This is a genomic window from Pseudomonas benzenivorans, assembly GCF_024397895.1.
Classification (GTDB): Bacteria; Pseudomonadota; Gammaproteobacteria; order Pseudomonadales; family Pseudomonadaceae; genus Aquipseudomonas; species Aquipseudomonas benzenivorans_A.
Genome location: NZ_CP073346.1, coordinates 1838278 through 1853160, shown reverse-complemented (window position 1 = coordinate 1853160; position 14883 = coordinate 1838278). Strand labels below are relative to the sequence as shown.

Genomic DNA, 14883 nt, shown 5'->3' with positions numbered 1-14883 from the left:
GGCTGATTGAGTGAGTCGGCGCGCGAGACCTTCTATCGGTGTATCGAGGGGCTCGCGCGTCGCATCGTTTCAGATGGCGGGGTAGAGTAACGGCGCTTGCCAACCCCTGACGGGCCTGCGGACGCAAGTCATCGGGGCCCGCCGGTTCGACAAGGACGCTGGCATGAGCCTGGAAACACACCTGCTGTTCCTTTTCTGCGTGGCCCTGGCCACCTTCGCCCAGTGCCTGACCGGCTTCGCCTTCGGCCTGATCCTCATCGGCCTGGTCGCCGTCCTGCAGCTGCTGCCGCTCGGTGAAGTGGCGGTGGTGATCAGCATCCTCACTTTGGGCAATGCCCTGGTCACGGTGGCCGGCCCCAAGCCGCAGCTGGACCGCACGATTCTCACGCCCCTGTTGATCAGCAGCCTGCTCGGCGTGTGCCTCGGCATCTGGGGGCTGGGCGCCCTGGACGGCCGGCAGATCGCCTGGCTGCGCCTGCTGCTGGGCGGGGTGATCATCCTCGCCAGTCTGATGCTGGTGCTGCAGAGCAAGCCGCGCGAGCAGCCTTCTTCCTTCTCGGCGTACTGGGTCGCCGGTGGCCTCTGCGGCGTGCTCAACGGCCTGTTCTCCAGCGGCGGACCGCCGATCGTCTACCACCTGTATCGCCAGCCCCTGGCCTACGAGCTGATCCGCAATACCCTGATCACCGTATTCGCCTGCAACGCGGCCATGCGTCTGGGGCTGGTCACGGTCCAGGGTCAGCTGTCGCTGGACACCCTGTGGCTCAGCGCCGAGGCCCTGCCGTTGGTCATGCTGCTCAGTTGGCTGGTGCGCCGCTATCCGCCGAAGCTGTCGCTGCGGGCGGTGCGGCTTCTGGTGTTCGTGTTGCTGCTCCTGGCCGGCGGCAGCCTGATCGCCGAGGCGGTGCCGGAACTGCTGGCTCTGTATCGAGGCTGAGCGCGGCTCAGTTCTCGTTCCGTTCGCGGCTCAGCAGCGCCGCCTTGCGCTCGACGCCCCAGCGATAGCCGCCCAGGGCGCCGTTGGCGCCGACCACCCGGTGGCACGGCACCAGCAGGCCGAGCGGGTTGCTGGCGCAGGCGCGGGCCACGGCGCGCGGGTGGCTGTCCAGGGCGGCGGCCAGTTCGCCATAGCGCCGGGTCTGGCCCGCCGGGATCTGCCGCAGCGCCTGCCACACCCGTTGCTGGTAGGCGGTGCCGCGAAGGTCCAGGGGCAGCCGGGCGGCGCGCTCGGGCTCTTCGATCTGCCGTACCACCTGGCGCAGCCAGTCGCCCAGGCCGGGGTCGTCGCGCTGCAGCTCGGCGGCGCTGAAGCGTTGCTGCAACTCCGACTCCAGCTGTGCGGCGTTGTCGCCGAACAGCAGGGCGCACACGCCCTTGGCGCTGCTGGCCAGCAGCAGCTGGCCGAGGGGGCAGGGGGCGATGGCGTAGCGCAGCCGCTCGCCTTCGCCGCGCCGACGGCGTTGCGCCGGGCTCAGGGCCTCGCGCGCTTCGTAGAGGGCGCGGGTGCCGGAATAACCGGTGGCCAGCGCCGCCTCCAGCACCGAGTCGGCCTCGGGCAGGCGGGCCTCCAGCTCGGCGCGGCGCCGGGCCTTGAGCCAGGCCCTGGGAGTCAGCCCGGTGCGGGCCTTGAAGGCGCGCACCAGGTGCGAGGGCGACAGGCCGATGCGTGCGGCCAGTTGTTCCAGGGTCGGCGCCGGCTCCAGTTCGCTGAGCAGGCGGCAGGCCGCGGCGACCAGTGCATCCAGCTGCTCGGCCGGGCTGGCACCGCGGGGCGAGCAGCGCCGGCAGGGGCGGTAGCCGGCGGCCTCGGCGCAGGCCGGGTCGGCATGGAAGCTGACGTTGGCGCGCAGCGGCCGCCGCGCCGGGCAGCTCGGCCGGCAGTAGATGCCGGTGGAGCGCACGGCGAAGACGAACTGGCCGTCGCGCGCGGCGTCGCGGGCGCAGACGGCCTGCCAGCAGAGGTCGGGATCGAGCATGGCGCGGCTCCTGGGGGCTATGGCTCGATTGTCGGCGCTGGCGCCAATCCCGCCAATCCGAATCGCACTTTCAAATCGCCGGTGGCTCGTTCACTGCCAGTCGAGCGTCAGCGCTTCCTGCCAGGCGAAGCGTTCGAAGTGGCTGGCCACCACGTGCTTGAGCTTGTCGAGCTGCTCCACTTCGGCGGCCTGCACGCTCAGGCGCAGTCCATCGTCGTCGGCGGTCAGCAGGGCGAGGCCGAATGGGAACTCGATACGTCCCTGCTGCTGGTCGAAGCTGGTCGGGATCTTGTGGGCGAAGTGCTTGCACAGGCGGCCGATATAGCGGGCTGGCGTGGTGGTGGCGACATGGGCGGTGGCGGTCAGGGGCATGGGATCTCCAGAAACGGGTGGTGCAGGCGCGCGGGGGCGCGGCTGCCGGGGCTCAGTAGCCGACGGTAAAGCGCTGGCGGACGTGTTGCGGCTGCTCCAGTTCGTCGATGATGGCCACGGCCAGGTCGGCCACGGTGATGTTCGCCGGCGCCTCGCCGTTCATCAGCAGCTGGTCGCCGCCGATGCGGAACTGGCCGCTGCGCGCGCCCGGTTGCAGCAGCGCTGGCGGCGAGATGAAGCTCCAGTCCAGCGCAGTTTCCGCCTGGATCAGCTCGAGGGCCTGGCGCGCGCCTTCGGCGCCTTCCTTGTATTCGGCGGGGAAGTCCGGGGTGTCGATCAGCTGCAGGCCCGGGGCGACATACAGGCTGCCGGCGCCGCCGACCACCAGCAGGCGCTGGATATCGGCTTGCCGGGTCGCCGCATAGATCGCCCGGGTGCCCTGGACGAACCGCTCGCGAATGTTCGCCTGGCCCCAGCCGGGGTTGAAGGCGTGGACCACCGCATCATGGCCGCGCAGGGCCGCGGCCAGCGCCTCGGTGTCATAGGCATCGGCAGCCACGGCATTCAGCGCCGGGTGCGCGGGCAGCTTCTGCGGCTGGCGGACCAGGCCGGTGACCAGGTGGCTACGGTTCAGGGCCTCCTGCAGAACGGCGGCGCCGACGAAGCCGCTGGCGCCGATCAGGGCGATGTTCATGGGTGTCTCCTCGGGTGATTTTCGTCGAGGGAGATAATCGCAGCTGGATAAAGGTCGGAAAAATAGGCTAAAAACGCTTTAACTATTAAGCAGGGCTAATTAATGGAACAGCTCAAGCGCATGGCGATCTTTGCCACGGTGGTCGAGCGCGGCTCCATGGTGGCCGCCGCCGAGGTGCTTGGCATGACCCCCTCTGCGGTCAGCCAGCAGATCCGCAAGCTGGAGGACGGTACCCAGGTCAGTCTGCTGCACCGCACCACCCGCAAGCTGACCCTGACCGAGGCCGGCGCCACTTTTTACCAGAGTTGCGCCCAGGTGCTGGCCCTGGCCCAAGAGGCCGAGCAGCGGCTGGCCGAACTGCGCGATGCGCCGGTCGGCGAGCTGCGCATCGCCGCCCCGGTGGGCTTTGCCGGCGGACCCATCTGCGCGGCCCTGGCGCCGCTGTTGCAGGCGCACGGCGGGTTGAGCCTGCAACTGTTCTTTCACGACGAGCCGATCGATATGGTGGAACAGCGCATCGACCTGGCGATTCGGGTCGGCAGTCAGCCGGACTCCAGCCTGGTGGCGCGACATATCGGCGATGCGCGCATGCTGCTGTGTGCGGCGCCGAGCTACCTGGCGCGGCGGGCACCGATCGGCCGCCCCGCCGACCTGGTCGGCCTCGACTGGCTGACCTTGAACACCGATGCCCGCTTCAACACCCTCAGCCTCCAGGGGCCGGCGGGCGAGCAGGAGAAGCTGCGCATCGAAAGCCGGGTCGGCTGCAACAACATCCTCGCGGTGCGCCAGTTCACCCTGGCCGGGATGGGCGTGTCGCTGCAGCCGGCGCATGAGGTACGCGCGGAATTGGCGGCTGGCAGCCTGCGCGATCTCCTGCCTGGCTGGCACTTGCCATCCCTGGGGATCTATCTGGTCACCCCGCGCCGCGACGCCCAGCCGGCCAAGGTGCGCTATGCCATCGAGGCGCTGCGACAGCTTTTGTTGCGAGATTGAGCATCCGCCGTCGGGTAATGGTCGCGTCAGGGTGGGTTATGGGCGCCGATTGCCGTATAAGGGGCGGCACACGCGAATTGGGCAACACAGGACCCGCGATCAAAGCCGATGAAGACACCAAAACGTATTGAACCCCTGGTCGAGGATGGTCTGGTCGACGAGGTCATACGCCCGCTGATGAGCGGCAAGGAGGCCGCGGTGTTCGTGGTGCGCTGCGGCGATGAGCTGCGCTGCGCCAAGGTCTACAAGGAGGCCAACAAGCGCGGCTTTCGCCAGTCCGTGGAATACCAGGAAGGGCGCAAGGTGCGCAACAGCCGCGACGCCCGCGCCATGGCCCGGGGCTCGAAGTACGGGCGCAAGGGCCAGGAGGACGCCTGGCAGAACGCCGAGGTGGCGGCGCTGTTCCGCCTGGCCAACGCCGGCGTACGGGTGCCCAAGCCCTATGACTTTCTCGAGGGCGTGCTGCTGATGGAGCTGGTTTCCGACGGCGAGGGCGGGGTCGCACCGCGCCTGAACGACGTCGACCTGCACCCGGACGACGCCCGCGAGTTCCACGCCTTCATGATCCAGGAAGTGGTCAAGATGCTCTGCGCCGGCCTGGTGCACGGCGACCTGTCGGAGTTCAACGTGCTGCTGGGGCCGGAGGGGCCGGTGATCATCGACCTGCCGCAGGCGGTGGATGCGGCCGGCAACAACCATGCGTTCAAGATGCTCGAGCGCGACGTCGGCAACATGGCCGCCTACTTCGGCCAGTTCGCCCCGGAGCTGAAGTTCAGCAAGTACGCCAAGGAGATGTGGGCGCTGTACGAGGAAGGCAAGCTGACCCCGGACAGCCCGCTGACCGGTGAATTCGCCGATCCCGAGGACTCCGCCGATGTCGATGCGGTGATGCGCGAGATCAAGGCCGCCCTGGCCGAGGAAGCGCGCCGCCAGGCCCTGCTGAATGCCGAGGACGCGCCGCGCGGCGAAGAGCCGCCGCCGCCCTGGATGCAGTAACCCCCAGCCCGCACCCGGCGCTCGCCGGGTGCCGCTTTCCCGTCCTGGGCCCTCGCCCCCGGCTGCCGATCAACCGGTGGCCGCCAGGGCCTCGAGGAAACTCTCCAGCACCAGGTGCGGCCGGCGGCCCTTGCGCGTCACCGAGGCCAGGCTGAGGTCGTAGTAGCGCGAGCCGGCTTTCAGCGCGCGCAGGCGGCCCTGCTGCACCCAGGCGCTCGCGTAGTGATCCGGCAGGTAGCCGATATAACGCCCGGTGAGGATCAGAAAGGCCATGCCCTCGCGGTCCGAGGCGCTGGCCGTGCAATTGAGCCGCTGGTAGTGCTGCTGGATCTCCGGCGGCAGGCGGAAGGTCGGGGCGATGGCGTCCTGGGTATCCAGCCGTTCGTCGGCCAGCTGCTGGTCGTCGACATAGAACAGCGGATGGCCCACCGCGCAGTACAGCAGCGAGCGCTCGTCGTACAGGCTCTGGTAGTCCAGCCCGGACAGGGCGCCGGCCTGGGGCACCACGCCGATGTGCAGGCGGCCGTCGAGGACCCCCTGTTCGACCTCGCTCGGCGGCGTCATGCGGATGTGGATGCGCACGTCCGGGCCGCGCTCCTTGAGGCGCGCCAGGGCGTTGGTGATGCGCATGTGCGGCACCGTCACCAGGTTGTCGGTCAGGCCGATGTTGAGCTCGCCGCGCAGGTTCTGGTGCAGGCCGTTGACCTCGGTGCGAAAGCTCTCCAGCGCCGCCAGCAGTTGCTGGGTCGACTGGTACACCTCGCGACCTTCCTCGGTCAGGGCGAAGCCGGCGCGGCCGCGCTGGCACAGGCGCAGGCCCAGGCGCTGCTCCAGGTCGCTCATCTGCTGGCTGATGGCCGAGCGGCCGATGCCCAGCACGGACTCCGCGGCGGAGAAGCCGCCACATTCCACCACGCTGCGAAACAGCTTGAGCAGACGGATTTCGAAGTCGCTGACCTGGGCCAGGGGGTCGGGGCGGCGCGTGGTCATTGTTTAGTGATCCATTAACCAAGGATAAGAAAAGTGACGTTTTTCTGAATGTATTCCCGTGGCACCTTGGCTGGCAACTGTTGATCCAAACCAGAACATCCCCTTTTGCGAGGCCACGCCATGAACATGCCGCAGACCGACCTCCAGCCTCTGGCCAGCCAGCTCAAGCTGGACGCTCACTGGATGCCGTTTTCCGCCAACCGCAACTTCCAGCGCGACCCGCGTCTGATCGTTGCCGCCGAAGGCAGCTGGCTCACCGACGACCGCGGCCGCAAGATCTATGACGGCCTGTCCGGCCTGTGGACCTGCGGCGCCGGCCACTCGCGCAAGGAAATCCAGGAGGCGGTGGCCAGGCAGCTCGGCACCCTCGACTATTCGCCGGGCTTCCAGTACGGCCACCCGCTGTCGTTCAAGCTGGCCGAGCAGATCGCCGACCTGATGCCCGGCGAGCTGAACCATGTGTTCTTCACCAGCTCCGGCTCCGAGTGCGCCGACACCTCGGTGAAGATGGCCAAGGCCTACTGGCGCCTGAAGGGCCAGCCGGCCAAGACCAAGTTCATCGGCCGTGCCCGTGGCTACCACGGCGTCAACATCGCCGGCACCAGCCTCGGCGGCATCGGCGGCAACCGCAAGATGTACGGCCAGTTCATGGACGTCGACCACCTGCCGCACACCCTGCAGCCGCACCTGGCCTACACCCCGGGCATGGCCGAGACCGGCGGCGTCGAGCTGGCCAACGAACTGCTCAAGCTGATCGAGCTGCACGACGCCTCGAACATCGCCGCGGTGATCGTCGAGCCCATGTCCGGCTCGGCCGGCGTACTGGTGCCGCCGGTGGGCTACCTGCAGCGCCTGCGCGAGATCTGCGATCAGCACAGCATCCTGCTGATCTTCGACGAGGTGATCACCGCATTTGGGCGGATGGGCAAGTGGAGCGGCGCCGAGTACTTCGGCGTCACCCCGGACATCATGAACACCGCCAAGCAGATCACCAACGGCGCGGTGCCCCTGGGCGCGGTCATCGCCAGCAGCGAGATCTACAACACCTTCATGCAGCAGGCCTCGCCCGAGCACATGATCGAGTTCACCCACGGCTACACCTATTCGGCCCACCCGGTGGCCTGCGCCGCCGGCCTGGCCTCGCTGGAGCTGCTGGGACGCGAGAACCTGGTGCAGCAGGCCGCCGAGCTGGCGCCGCAGTTCGAGAAGGCCCTGCATGGCCTGAAGGGCGCCAAGCACATCCTCGACATCCGCAACTGCGGCCTGGCCGGCGCCCTGCAGATCGCCCCGCGCGACGGCGACCCGGTGATCCGCCCGTTCGAGGCCGGCATGGCCCTGTGGAAGGCCGGCTTCTATGTGCGTTTCGGCGGCGACACCCTGCAGTTCGGGCCGACCTTCAACGCCAGGATCGACGACCTCGAGCGCATGTTCGACGCGGTCGGCGAGACCCTGAACCAGCTGAATTAAGCCCTGCGGTGGCGGGCGCGCGTCTGCGCGGCCCGCCCATCCACCCTACGAATTCGATTGACGGAGACTTCCCATGACTACCATTGCCCACCTGATCAACGGCGAGCACATCCAGGGCCAAGGCCGCAGTGCAGACGTCTTCAACCCGGCTACCGGCGAGGTGACCAAGCAGGTCGCCCTGGCCGATCGCGCCGTCATCCAGCAGGCCGTCGACGCCGCCAAGGCCGCTTTCCCGGCCTGGCGCAAGACCCCGGCGGCCAAGCGCGCCCAGGTGATGTTCCGCTTCAAGCAGCTGCTCGAGCAGCACGAAGCCGAGATCGCCAGGCTGATCAGCGAAGAGCACGGCAAGACCCTCGAGGACGCCGCCGGCGAGCTCAAGCGCGGCATCGAGAACGTCGAGTTCGCCTGTGGCGCGCCGCAGATTCTCAAGGGCGAATACAGCCGCAACGTCGGCCCGGACATCGACGCCTGGAGCGACCTGCAGCCGGTCGGCGTGGTCGCCGGCATCACCCCGTTCAACTTCCCGGCCATGGTGCCGTTGTGGATGTACCCGCTGGCCATCGTCTGCGGCAACTGCTTCATCTTGAAGCCGTCCGAGCGCGACCCCAGCTCCACCCTGTACATCGCCGAACTGCTGCACGAGGCCGGCCTGCCCAAGGGTGTGCTGAACGTGGTGCACGGCGACAAGGAAGCGGTCGATGCGCTGATCCAGGCGCCAGAGGTCAAGGCCCTGAGCTTCGTCGGCTCGACCCCGATCGCCGAGTACATCTACAGCGAAGGCACCAAGCGCGGCAAGCGTGTGCAGGCCCTCGGCGGCGCGAAGAACCACGCGGTGCTGATGCCCGATGCCGATCTGAACAACGCGGTCAGCGCGCTGATGGGCGCGGCCTACGGCTCCTGCGGCGAGCGCTGCATGGCCATCTCGGTGGCGGTGTGCGTCGGTGACCAGATCGCCGATGCCCTGGTGCAGAAGATCACCCCGCAGATCCAGGAACTGAAGATCGGCGCCGGCACCAACTGTGGCCTGGACATGGGCCCGCTGGTCACCCGTGCGGCCCAGGAACGGGTCACCAGCTACATCGACGCCGGCATCAAAGCCGGTGCCGAGCTGGTGGTCGATGGCCGCGGCCTGCAGGTGGCCGGCCATGAGAACGGCTACTTCGTCGGCGGTACCCTGTTCGACCGGGTCACCCCCGAGATGAGCATCTACAGCGACGAGATCTTCGGCCCGGTGCTGTGCATCGTCCGCGTCGACAGCCTGGAAGCCGCCATGGCCCTGATCAACGAGCACGAGTACGGCAACGGCACCTGCATCTTCACCCGTGACGGCGAGGCGGCGCGGCTGTTCGTCGACGAGATCGAAGTGGGCATGGTCGGGGTCAACGTACCGCTGCCGGTGCCGGTCAGCTACCACAGCTTCGGCGGCTGGAAGCGCTCGCTGTTCGGCGACCTGCACGCCTATGGCCCGGACGGTGTGCGCTTCTACACCCGCAAGAAGGCCGTCACCCAGCGCTGGCCGCAGCGCGCCAGCCATGAGGCGGCGCAGTTCGCCTTTCCCAGCAATGGCTGAGTGAGTCGCCAGCTGTAAGCAAAAAGGCCAGTCGCGAGACTGGCCTTTTTGTTTGCTGGCCGTGCTGGTCGTGGTCAGCGGGCAGGGTGGAAAACTGCGCAGCATTTTCCACCGCGCGCACCCGGGTGACTTGCCTCTCCTGAACAGAGGGTTTCGCTCTACGGCGAGTGCCCTTTGGCATTGTCCGGGTTAACTGCATTTACGCCCGCCAGCGAAGGGCTTCGCGAAGCGAGGGCGAAAGCGATACTTCAAGGCCAGGCAAGGTTCGCGAGATCGAGGGTGGACAAGCGTCGCGTTGTCCACCCTACGGATATCCAGGCTACTTGCTAACCAGCCTGCGGCTCGGGCAGATCAAGCTTTCCGATACTCGGAACCCGGTCAGTTCTGTGCAAGCTTGAGTTGATTGAAATCCCTAATGAAGTTACGAAGGATCTCATCCATGGCCAGTTTGGTTGACTGTTGTACGGCATTTTTCATGGCGAAGGCGCCACCCCAAAACATCTTGCCGCCTTGGCTCTTTCCCTCTACCTGATAGGTCTTGCTGAACAGTTGCTGCCCGGCAGAGGCCACCTCGACGTTCAAGGTCACGTAGGCTCGGAAATCTTCAAAGCGATACTGCATCAGCTCGAAACGCAATACCGGTGCACTGCTGCTTGCGCCATCGTGGCGCTTGAGTCCCTCAAAGGCCTGTTGCACGTCTTGCGAAGCGAGGGTCATGTCGAGCAGCTTGCCGAAGTCGACGATCCACAGGTTGGCGTGGCCGACCAGTGCCGAGCGGAATTCATAATGGTGCGTTTCGGTGGCCGGGGCTAGCAGGTAGTCGGCTGGCCCTTGCGCCTTGGGTAATGCACTTTCACCCTGATTGTTCGCCAGGTAGGCCGCATAATCCTTGTCGATCGGGTGGTTGATGGTGCAGCCAGTTACACCTGCGCAAAGCGCGAGTACCAGCAGATACGCGAATCTCTTCATACCTAGTCCTTGTGGTTACTGCATGGGGCGCTAGGGGCCGCCTCCAGCAGTGAGCTCGTTCCCTAAGCGCTACGTAGGCTATCGGCTGCACTGAGTGATGGCAAATTGACTTTGTGGCGCTTTAAAGTCGTGGGGATGGCTCCTCGTCAGTGCCGCTCAGTGCTGGGGATATTTCCGTCGCCGGGGTGCTGCCTGGCTGTTCTCAGGCCTTCTTTAGCATTAGATACGTTGAACATGCTGCGGATGCCAGCATGGCGGTGCCTGCTGGCGAGACAGTCTGCACTTTGCTTGGTCTGTGCCGGGGTTCGTTGCGGTGTGGGGCTCTATAGTCCCGCGCTGACATTTCAGCCCGCGATCAATCAGGAAAGGAATTCCGCCATGCGTGCGCTCGCCCTTGCACTGCTTGGTTGCTTCGCCAAGCAACGAGGTGATGCAGCGCTTCAATCAGCTAACCGCCGACCCGGTGCTGCGCCAGCAGGCCTAAGAGGCCGGCCATGAGCGAATCCGTTTCCGCGACAAAGACCCGAGCCGTGTCGGCTCGGTGATGATGACCATCGCCGATGGCTGCAGCGACCAGCGCATCGCCGAGCGGGCTGCCTACCTGCAGCAGTTGCAGCCGCAAGCCGAACTCAGCGCTGGGGCAGTACGCCGATGGCGCTCAGGCCCTGTTCGATCAGGCGCTGGCAGCCGGCGGGGTTTTCCAGCGGCAGCAGGTGGCCGTGCGCCAGGTCTTCCAGGAACAGGGCCTGGGGGCAGCGTCGCTGCCACTCCTGCCACAGTTGCTCGGTGAAGAACACCGAGGGCTTGCCGCGTATCGCCACGCAGGGCATCGGCAGCCATTGCAGCTGCGCCATCACGTTGGGCGGCTGGGTGTAGTTGTGCGCCTCCCAGTGCTTGGGGAACGCCAGCTGCAACTGGCCGTCGGCGCCTTCCACCACCGCGTGCTGGGCCAGCGCCTGCAGCGCTTCGGCGCCGAAGCGCTTGTAGCCCCGGGCGCTCTGGCACTGTTGCAGGAACGCCTCGCGGCTGGGCCAGCGATCGGCCTTGCGCAGGGTGCTCCTGGCCGGGTCGGTGCGGTTCATCAGCGCCTTGGGCAGCCAGCGCACCAGCCGCGCCAGCGTGGGGGAAACCATGGCCGGCTCGATCAGCACCAGGGCCTTGAACAGCTCCGGGCGCTTGGCGGCGGCGAGGATGGTGCAGGTGGCGCCCAGGGAATGGCCGATGCCGACGATCGGCTCCCGGTACTCCTGTTCGATGAAGGCGATCAGGTCATCGGCATACAGTTGCCAGTCGCGCCGCCGCGGCGGCGGGCCGATGTCCGGCCAGGTCGCGCGGCAGGCCAGGCCGCTGAGCGCCAGGGTGCCGCCCAGGCGGCTGAGCAGGGGCTCGTAGACCCGCAGCGGGAAGCCGTTGGCGTGATAGAAGTGGGCGGGCACGCCCTGGTCGCCGCAGTGCAGCCACTGTGCGTTGACCGGCAGGCGCGCGGCGGCGTTGGAGTGCTTCATGGTGTTCCTCATGGCCTGGCGAATCGTTCGAAACACAGTAGGGATTGAGCAACGCCGGGGCAAAGGGGGATCGCGCCAGAATGCAGGGGCAACTGCCCTTTCGCGGCAGGTCGGCGGCCGGTCTGCGCCTGTGTCTGCGATTGGGTACAATTCGCCGCTCTTTTTCCGCGCCACGCCCGGCGCACTCTCCTGAGGTTCGCGATGTCGCCCCTTGAACTCTGCGCCGCCACGCTCGGCGTGATCGCCGTCTGGCTGACGGTCAAACAGAACATCTGGTGCTGGCCCATCGGTCTGGTGATGGTGTCGATGTACAGCTGGATCTTCTTCGAGGTGAAGCTGTATTCGGACATGCTGCTGCAGGTGGTCTACGCCGTGCTGCAGCTGTATGGCTGGTGGCAGTGGAAAAACGGCGGCGATCGGCACCAGGGCCGCGAGGTCTCGCGCCTGAGCGGCGCAGGCCTGGCCTTCAGCTTGCTGGTCGGCGCCGCCGGCAGCCTGGGCCTGGGCTATGTCATGGCCACCTATACCGACGCCGCGGCGCCCTGGCTGGATGCCGCGCTGACCGGCTTCAGCCTGGTGGCCCAGGTGTGGATGGCGCAGAAGCGCCTGGAATGCTGGCCGCTGTGGTTCACCCTGGACGTGGTGTTCGTCGGCCTGTTCGTGCACAAGGAGCTGTACCTCACCGCCGGCCTCTACGGCCTGTTCTGCCTGCTGGCGCTGCACGGCTGGCAGAGCTGGCGCCGCGCCCCGGCACTGGCCGGCGCATGAAGGTGCTGGTGCTGACCGGCCCTGAGTCGACCGGCAAGAGCTGGCTGGCCCAAGCCCTGCAGGCGCGCTTCGGCGGCCTGGTGGTCGGCGAGTACGTGCGTCATTTCATCGAGCAGCAGGGCCGCGACACCTGCTATGGGGATATTCCGGCGATCGCCCGCGGACAGCTGGACTGGGAGGACCGGGCCCGCGCCGCGGCGCCGCCCCTGCTGATCCTCGACACCCACCTGCTGAGCAACCTCTTGTGGAGCCGCACGCTGTTCGGCGACTGCCCGGTCTGGATCGAGCAGGCGCTGCTGGAGCGGCGCTACGATCTGCACCTGCTGCTCGACCCCCAGGGCGTGCCCTGGGTCGAGGACGGCCAGCGCTGCCAGCCGCAGCTGGATGCGCGTCTGCGCTTTCACCGGGCTTGCCACGACTGGCTGCGGGCCCACGACCAGCGCGTCCACAACCTGCAGGGCGACTGGACGGAGCGCGAGCAGCGGGCCCTGGCGCATGTGGTCGAGTGGCTGGGCGAGTGACCCCGGGCCGGTCTTCGCCCTGGGGGCGGGCGCTATAATTTGCCCTTTAGCCGCACGGGGCGGTTTCCCGTGGCGCAATCAACGACTGAGCCGCCGAGGCGGGTACACGCCATGAAACACGATCCCACTTCCCTGAAGCTGTTCGTCCGCGTGGTCGAGGAAGGCACCATCGCCGCCGCCGCGGAAAAGGAGTTCATCGCCGCGGCGGCGGTCAGCCGGCGCATCAGCGAGCTCGAGTCGACCCTCAATACCCAGCTGCTGTTGCGCACCAACAAGGGCGTCGAGCCCACCGCGGCGGGCGTTGCCCTGCTCAACCTGGCCCGGCGCGCCCTGCATGAGCTGGAAGCGGTCTACGTGCAGATGCAGGATTACGCCAGCGGGGTGCGCGGGCATATTCGGGTGTTCGCCAACATTTCCGCGATCACCCAGTTCCTGCCCCGCGAACTCAAGGACTTCCTCGCCGAGCACCCCCAGGTGGAAATTCACCTGGAGGAGAAGATCAGCACCGCGGTCACCCGCGCGGTGGCCGACAACGCCGCGGATATCGGCATCTACACCCCGGGCAGCCATCCTCCCGGGGTCGAGGTGTTCGGCTACCATCCGGACACCCTGGCGGTGATAGTCGCCGAGGATCACCCCCTGTCGGCCCGGCCGCGCCTGACCCTCGACGAGATGCTCGATTACGACTTCGTCGGCCTGCATGCCGGCAGCGCGATCAACACCCTGATCCAGGGCGTCGCCAGCGAGCGCGAGCGCGCCGTGCAGCTGCGCATGCAGGTCACCGGCTATGACGTGCTGTGCCTGATGGTCGAGGCCGGCCACGGCATTGGCGTGCTGCCCGAGGCGGTGGCGCGGCTGCATGCGCCGGCGCTGAAGCTGCGGATCATTCCCCTGGACGAGACTTGGGCGCGGCGCGAACTGAAGATCTGCGTGCGCCGCTACGATGCCCTGCCGGTGGCGGCCCGGCTGCTGGTCGACCATCTGCGCAGGCGGGCCGGCGGCGCAGCGCCCGACCTGGTGCAGCCGGCGGGCTAGGCGCCCAACACCTCGGGGTTGACCAGGTTGCACGGCGCGCCTGCGGCGAAGGCCAGCAGGTGCTCGAATGCCGCTGTGAAATACAGCTGGTAGCTGTCCTGTTCGACGTAGCCCAGGTGGGGCGTGCAGATCACGTTGTCGAGGCGCAGCAGCGGATGGTCCGGCGCCGGTTCCTCTTCGTAGACATCGACCGCCGCCCGCCCTGGCCGCCCGGCCTGCAGGGCGGCGAGCAGCGCGCCGGGTTCGATCAGCTCGGCGCGGCTGGTGTTGACCAGCACCGCGCCCGGTTGCATGCACGCCAGGTCGCCTGCGCCGATGATGCCGCGGGTCTGTTCCACCAGGCGCAGGTGCAGGCTCAGGGCGTCGGCCTGCTCGAACAGCGCCTGCTGACTGGGCGCGGTCTCGAATCCCTGCTCGCGAGCCCGCGCCAGGGTGCTGTCGCGGCCCCAGACCAGCACGCGCATGCCGAATGCCTGGCCATAGCCGGCCACCACGCGGCCGATGTTGCCGAAGCCGAACAGGCCCAGGGTGCGCCCGCGCAAGCCGGTACCGAGGCTGCCCTGCCACTGGCCGGCCTTCAGGCGCGCCACCTCCTGGGGCAGCTGACGCATCGCCGCCAGCAGCAGCGCCCAGGTCAGTTCGGCGGTCGAGTGGGGCGAGCCGCTGCCCACCGCCACGGCCACGCCGCGCCGGCTGCAGGCTTTCAGGTCGATATGGGCGATGCCCCTGCCGGTCTGGCTGATCAGCCGCAGGTCCGGCAGTCGGTCCAGCAGCGCGGCGCTGATCGGGGTGCGTTCGCGGATCAGCACCAGGGCTTCGGCGCCGGCCAGGCGCGCGGCCAGCACATCGAGGTCCTGGGTGCTGTCGTTGAACACCCGCACCGCGTGTCCCTGCAGCAGGGCAAAGCAGGGCAGCGTCCTGACGGCATCCTGATAGTCATCGAGTATCACGACCTTCATGGGCGTTCCTTTTCTGGAGGGATAACGCATACGCGGCCCGAGGGCCGCGTATGGAGTTGAGGGTGGAG

The 14883-nt window shown here is 67.5% G+C and carries 16 protein-coding genes; 8 read left to right on the top strand and 8 right to left on the bottom strand.

The window, feature by feature from the left end; genetic code table 11:
- Window positions 1-163: 163 nt before the first annotated feature.
- Window positions 164-937 carry a sulfite exporter TauE/SafE family protein gene (locus tag KDW96_RS08720; protein ID WP_255840028.1) on the top strand — a complete coding sequence of 258 codons (774 nt, stop codon included), beginning with the start codon at window positions 164-166 and terminating at the stop codon, window positions 935-937.
- Window positions 938-944: 7 nt separating this feature from the next.
- Here the strand turns inward: KDW96_RS08720 and ada are convergent, their stop codons facing one another.
- From ada to KDW96_RS08705, 3 genes are all read right to left on the bottom strand, one after another.
- Window positions 945-1976, bottom strand: a complete 1032-nt coding sequence (gene ada, locus KDW96_RS08715; RefSeq protein WP_255840027.1) for a bifunctional DNA-binding transcriptional regulator/O6-methylguanine-DNA methyltransferase Ada — start codon at window positions 1974-1976, stop codon at window positions 945-947.
- Between the two features lie 90 nt (window positions 1977-2066).
- Window positions 2067-2348 (bottom strand): DUF2218 domain-containing protein, encoded by a 282-nt coding sequence (locus KDW96_RS08710; RefSeq protein WP_255840026.1) that lies wholly within the window; start codon window positions 2346-2348, stop codon window positions 2067-2069.
- A gap of 52 nt (window positions 2349-2400) precedes the next feature.
- A complete protein-coding gene (locus KDW96_RS08705; RefSeq protein ID WP_255840025.1) occupies window positions 2401-3042 on the bottom strand; it encodes an NAD(P)-dependent oxidoreductase in 642 nt (213 codons plus the stop codon).
- Window positions 3043-3144: 102 nt separating this feature from the next.
- Here KDW96_RS08705 and KDW96_RS08700 point away from each other — a divergent pair, with 102 nt between their 5' ends.
- Complete coding sequence (locus KDW96_RS08700) at window positions 3145-4035, top strand: LysR family transcriptional regulator (protein ID WP_255840024.1); 891 nt, start codon at window positions 3145-3147, stop codon at window positions 4033-4035.
- A 108-nt stretch (window positions 4036-4143) separates the two neighbouring features.
- A complete protein-coding gene (locus KDW96_RS08695; protein ID WP_255840023.1) occupies window positions 4144-5031 on the top strand; it encodes a PA4780 family RIO1-like protein kinase in 888 nt (295 codons plus the stop codon).
- Window positions 5032-5100: 69 nt separating this feature from the next.
- On the opposite strand, the gene KDW96_RS08690 is transcribed toward KDW96_RS08695, so the two are convergent.
- Window positions 5101-6021: a LysR family transcriptional regulator gene (locus tag KDW96_RS08690; protein ID WP_255840022.1), complete on the bottom strand. Its 921-nt coding sequence runs from the start codon at window positions 6019-6021 to the stop codon at window positions 5101-5103.
- A 120-nt stretch (window positions 6022-6141) separates the two neighbouring features.
- Between KDW96_RS08690 and aptA the strand changes: the two genes are divergently transcribed.
- Entirely contained in the window at window positions 6142-7488 is a 1347-nt protein-coding gene (gene aptA / locus KDW96_RS08685) for an omega-aminotransferase AptA (RefSeq protein ID WP_255840021.1), read from the top strand.
- Between the two features lie 73 nt (window positions 7489-7561).
- Entirely contained in the window at window positions 7562-9058 is a 1497-nt protein-coding gene (locus KDW96_RS08680; protein ID WP_255840020.1) for a CoA-acylating methylmalonate-semialdehyde dehydrogenase, read from the top strand.
- A gap of 378 nt (window positions 9059-9436) precedes the next feature.
- On the opposite strand, the gene KDW96_RS08675 is transcribed toward KDW96_RS08680, so the two are convergent.
- The 3 genes from KDW96_RS08675 to KDW96_RS08665 form a co-directional block, all read right to left on the bottom strand.
- Entirely contained in the window at window positions 9437-10027 is a 591-nt protein-coding gene (locus tag KDW96_RS08675) for a hypothetical protein (protein ID WP_255840019.1), read from the bottom strand.
- A gap of 448 nt (window positions 10028-10475) precedes the next feature.
- Entirely contained in the window at window positions 10476-10649 is a 174-nt protein-coding gene (locus tag KDW96_RS08670; protein WP_255840018.1) for a hypothetical protein, read from the bottom strand.
- Between the two features lie 7 nt (window positions 10650-10656).
- On the bottom strand, window positions 10657-11532 hold the full coding sequence (locus tag KDW96_RS08665; RefSeq protein WP_255840017.1) for an alpha/beta fold hydrolase: 876 nt from the start codon (window positions 11530-11532) through the stop codon (window positions 10657-10659).
- A gap of 201 nt (window positions 11533-11733) precedes the next feature.
- On the opposite strand from KDW96_RS08665, the gene pnuC reads away from it, so the two are divergent.
- The 3 genes from pnuC to KDW96_RS08650 all read left to right on the top strand — a co-directional run bounded on the left by pnuC (window position 11734) and on the right by KDW96_RS08650 (window position 13856).
- On the top strand, window positions 11734-12300 hold the full coding sequence (gene pnuC, locus KDW96_RS08660) for a nicotinamide riboside transporter PnuC (protein ID WP_255840016.1): 567 nt from the start codon (window positions 11734-11736) through the stop codon (window positions 12298-12300).
- Window positions 12297-12821: an AAA family ATPase gene (locus KDW96_RS08655; RefSeq protein ID WP_255840015.1), complete on the top strand. Its 525-nt coding sequence runs from the start codon at window positions 12297-12299 to the stop codon at window positions 12819-12821. Before pnuC ends, KDW96_RS08655 begins: the two co-directional genes overlap by 4 nt.
- Window positions 12822-12932: 111 nt before the next feature.
- On the top strand, window positions 12933-13856 hold the full coding sequence (locus KDW96_RS08650; RefSeq protein ID WP_255840014.1) for a LysR family transcriptional regulator: 924 nt from the start codon (window positions 12933-12935) through the stop codon (window positions 13854-13856).
- Here the strand turns inward: KDW96_RS08650 and KDW96_RS08645 are convergent.
- Window positions 13853-14815: a D-2-hydroxyacid dehydrogenase family protein gene (locus tag KDW96_RS08645; protein ID WP_255840013.1), complete on the bottom strand. Its 963-nt coding sequence runs from the start codon at window positions 14813-14815 to the stop codon at window positions 13853-13855. The genes KDW96_RS08650 and KDW96_RS08645 overlap by 4 nt on opposite strands.
- Between the last annotated feature and the right edge of the window lie 68 nt (window positions 14816-14883).

Coding starts and splice junctions, on each gene's coding strand:
- KDW96_RS08710 (WP_255840026.1), bottom strand. CDS start 2,348: ATGCCCCTGACCGCCACCGCCCATGTCGCCACCACCACGCCAGCCCGC.
- KDW96_RS08705 (WP_255840025.1), bottom strand. CDS start 3,042: ATGAACATCGCCCTGATCGGCGCCAGCGGCTTCGTCGGCGCCGCCGTT.
- pnuC (WP_255840016.1), top strand. CDS start 11,734: ATGTCGCCCCTTGAACTCTGCGCCGCCACGCTCGGCGTGATCGCCGTC.
- KDW96_RS08650 (WP_255840014.1), top strand. CDS start 12,933: ATGAAACACGATCCCACTTCCCTGAAGCTGTTCGTCCGCGTGGTCGAG.
- ada (WP_255840027.1), bottom strand. CDS start 1,976: ATGCTCGATCCCGACCTCTGCTGGCAGGCCGTCTGCGCCCGCGACGCC.
- KDW96_RS08675 (WP_255840019.1), bottom strand. CDS start 10,027: ATGAAGAGATTCGCGTATCTGCTGGTACTCGCGCTTTGCGCAGGTGTA.
- KDW96_RS08720 (WP_255840028.1), top strand. CDS start 164: ATGAGCCTGGAAACACACCTGCTGTTCCTTTTCTGCGTGGCCCTGGCC.
- KDW96_RS08695 (WP_255840023.1), top strand. CDS start 4,144: ATGAAGACACCAAAACGTATTGAACCCCTGGTCGAGGATGGTCTGGTC.
- KDW96_RS08700 (WP_255840024.1), top strand. CDS start 3,145: ATGGAACAGCTCAAGCGCATGGCGATCTTTGCCACGGTGGTCGAGCGC.
- KDW96_RS08655 (WP_255840015.1), top strand. CDS start 12,297: ATGAAGGTGCTGGTGCTGACCGGCCCTGAGTCGACCGGCAAGAGCTGG.
- KDW96_RS08665 (WP_255840017.1), bottom strand. CDS start 11,532: ATGAAGCACTCCAACGCCGCCGCGCGCCTGCCGGTCAACGCACAGTGG.
- KDW96_RS08680 (WP_255840020.1), top strand. CDS start 7,562: ATGACTACCATTGCCCACCTGATCAACGGCGAGCACATCCAGGGCCAA.
- KDW96_RS08645 (WP_255840013.1), bottom strand. CDS start 14,815: ATGAAGGTCGTGATACTCGATGACTATCAGGATGCCGTCAGGACGCTG.
- aptA (WP_255840021.1), top strand. CDS start 6,142: ATGAACATGCCGCAGACCGACCTCCAGCCTCTGGCCAGCCAGCTCAAG.
- KDW96_RS08690 (WP_255840022.1), bottom strand. CDS start 6,021: ATGACCACGCGCCGCCCCGACCCCCTGGCCCAGGTCAGCGACTTCGAA.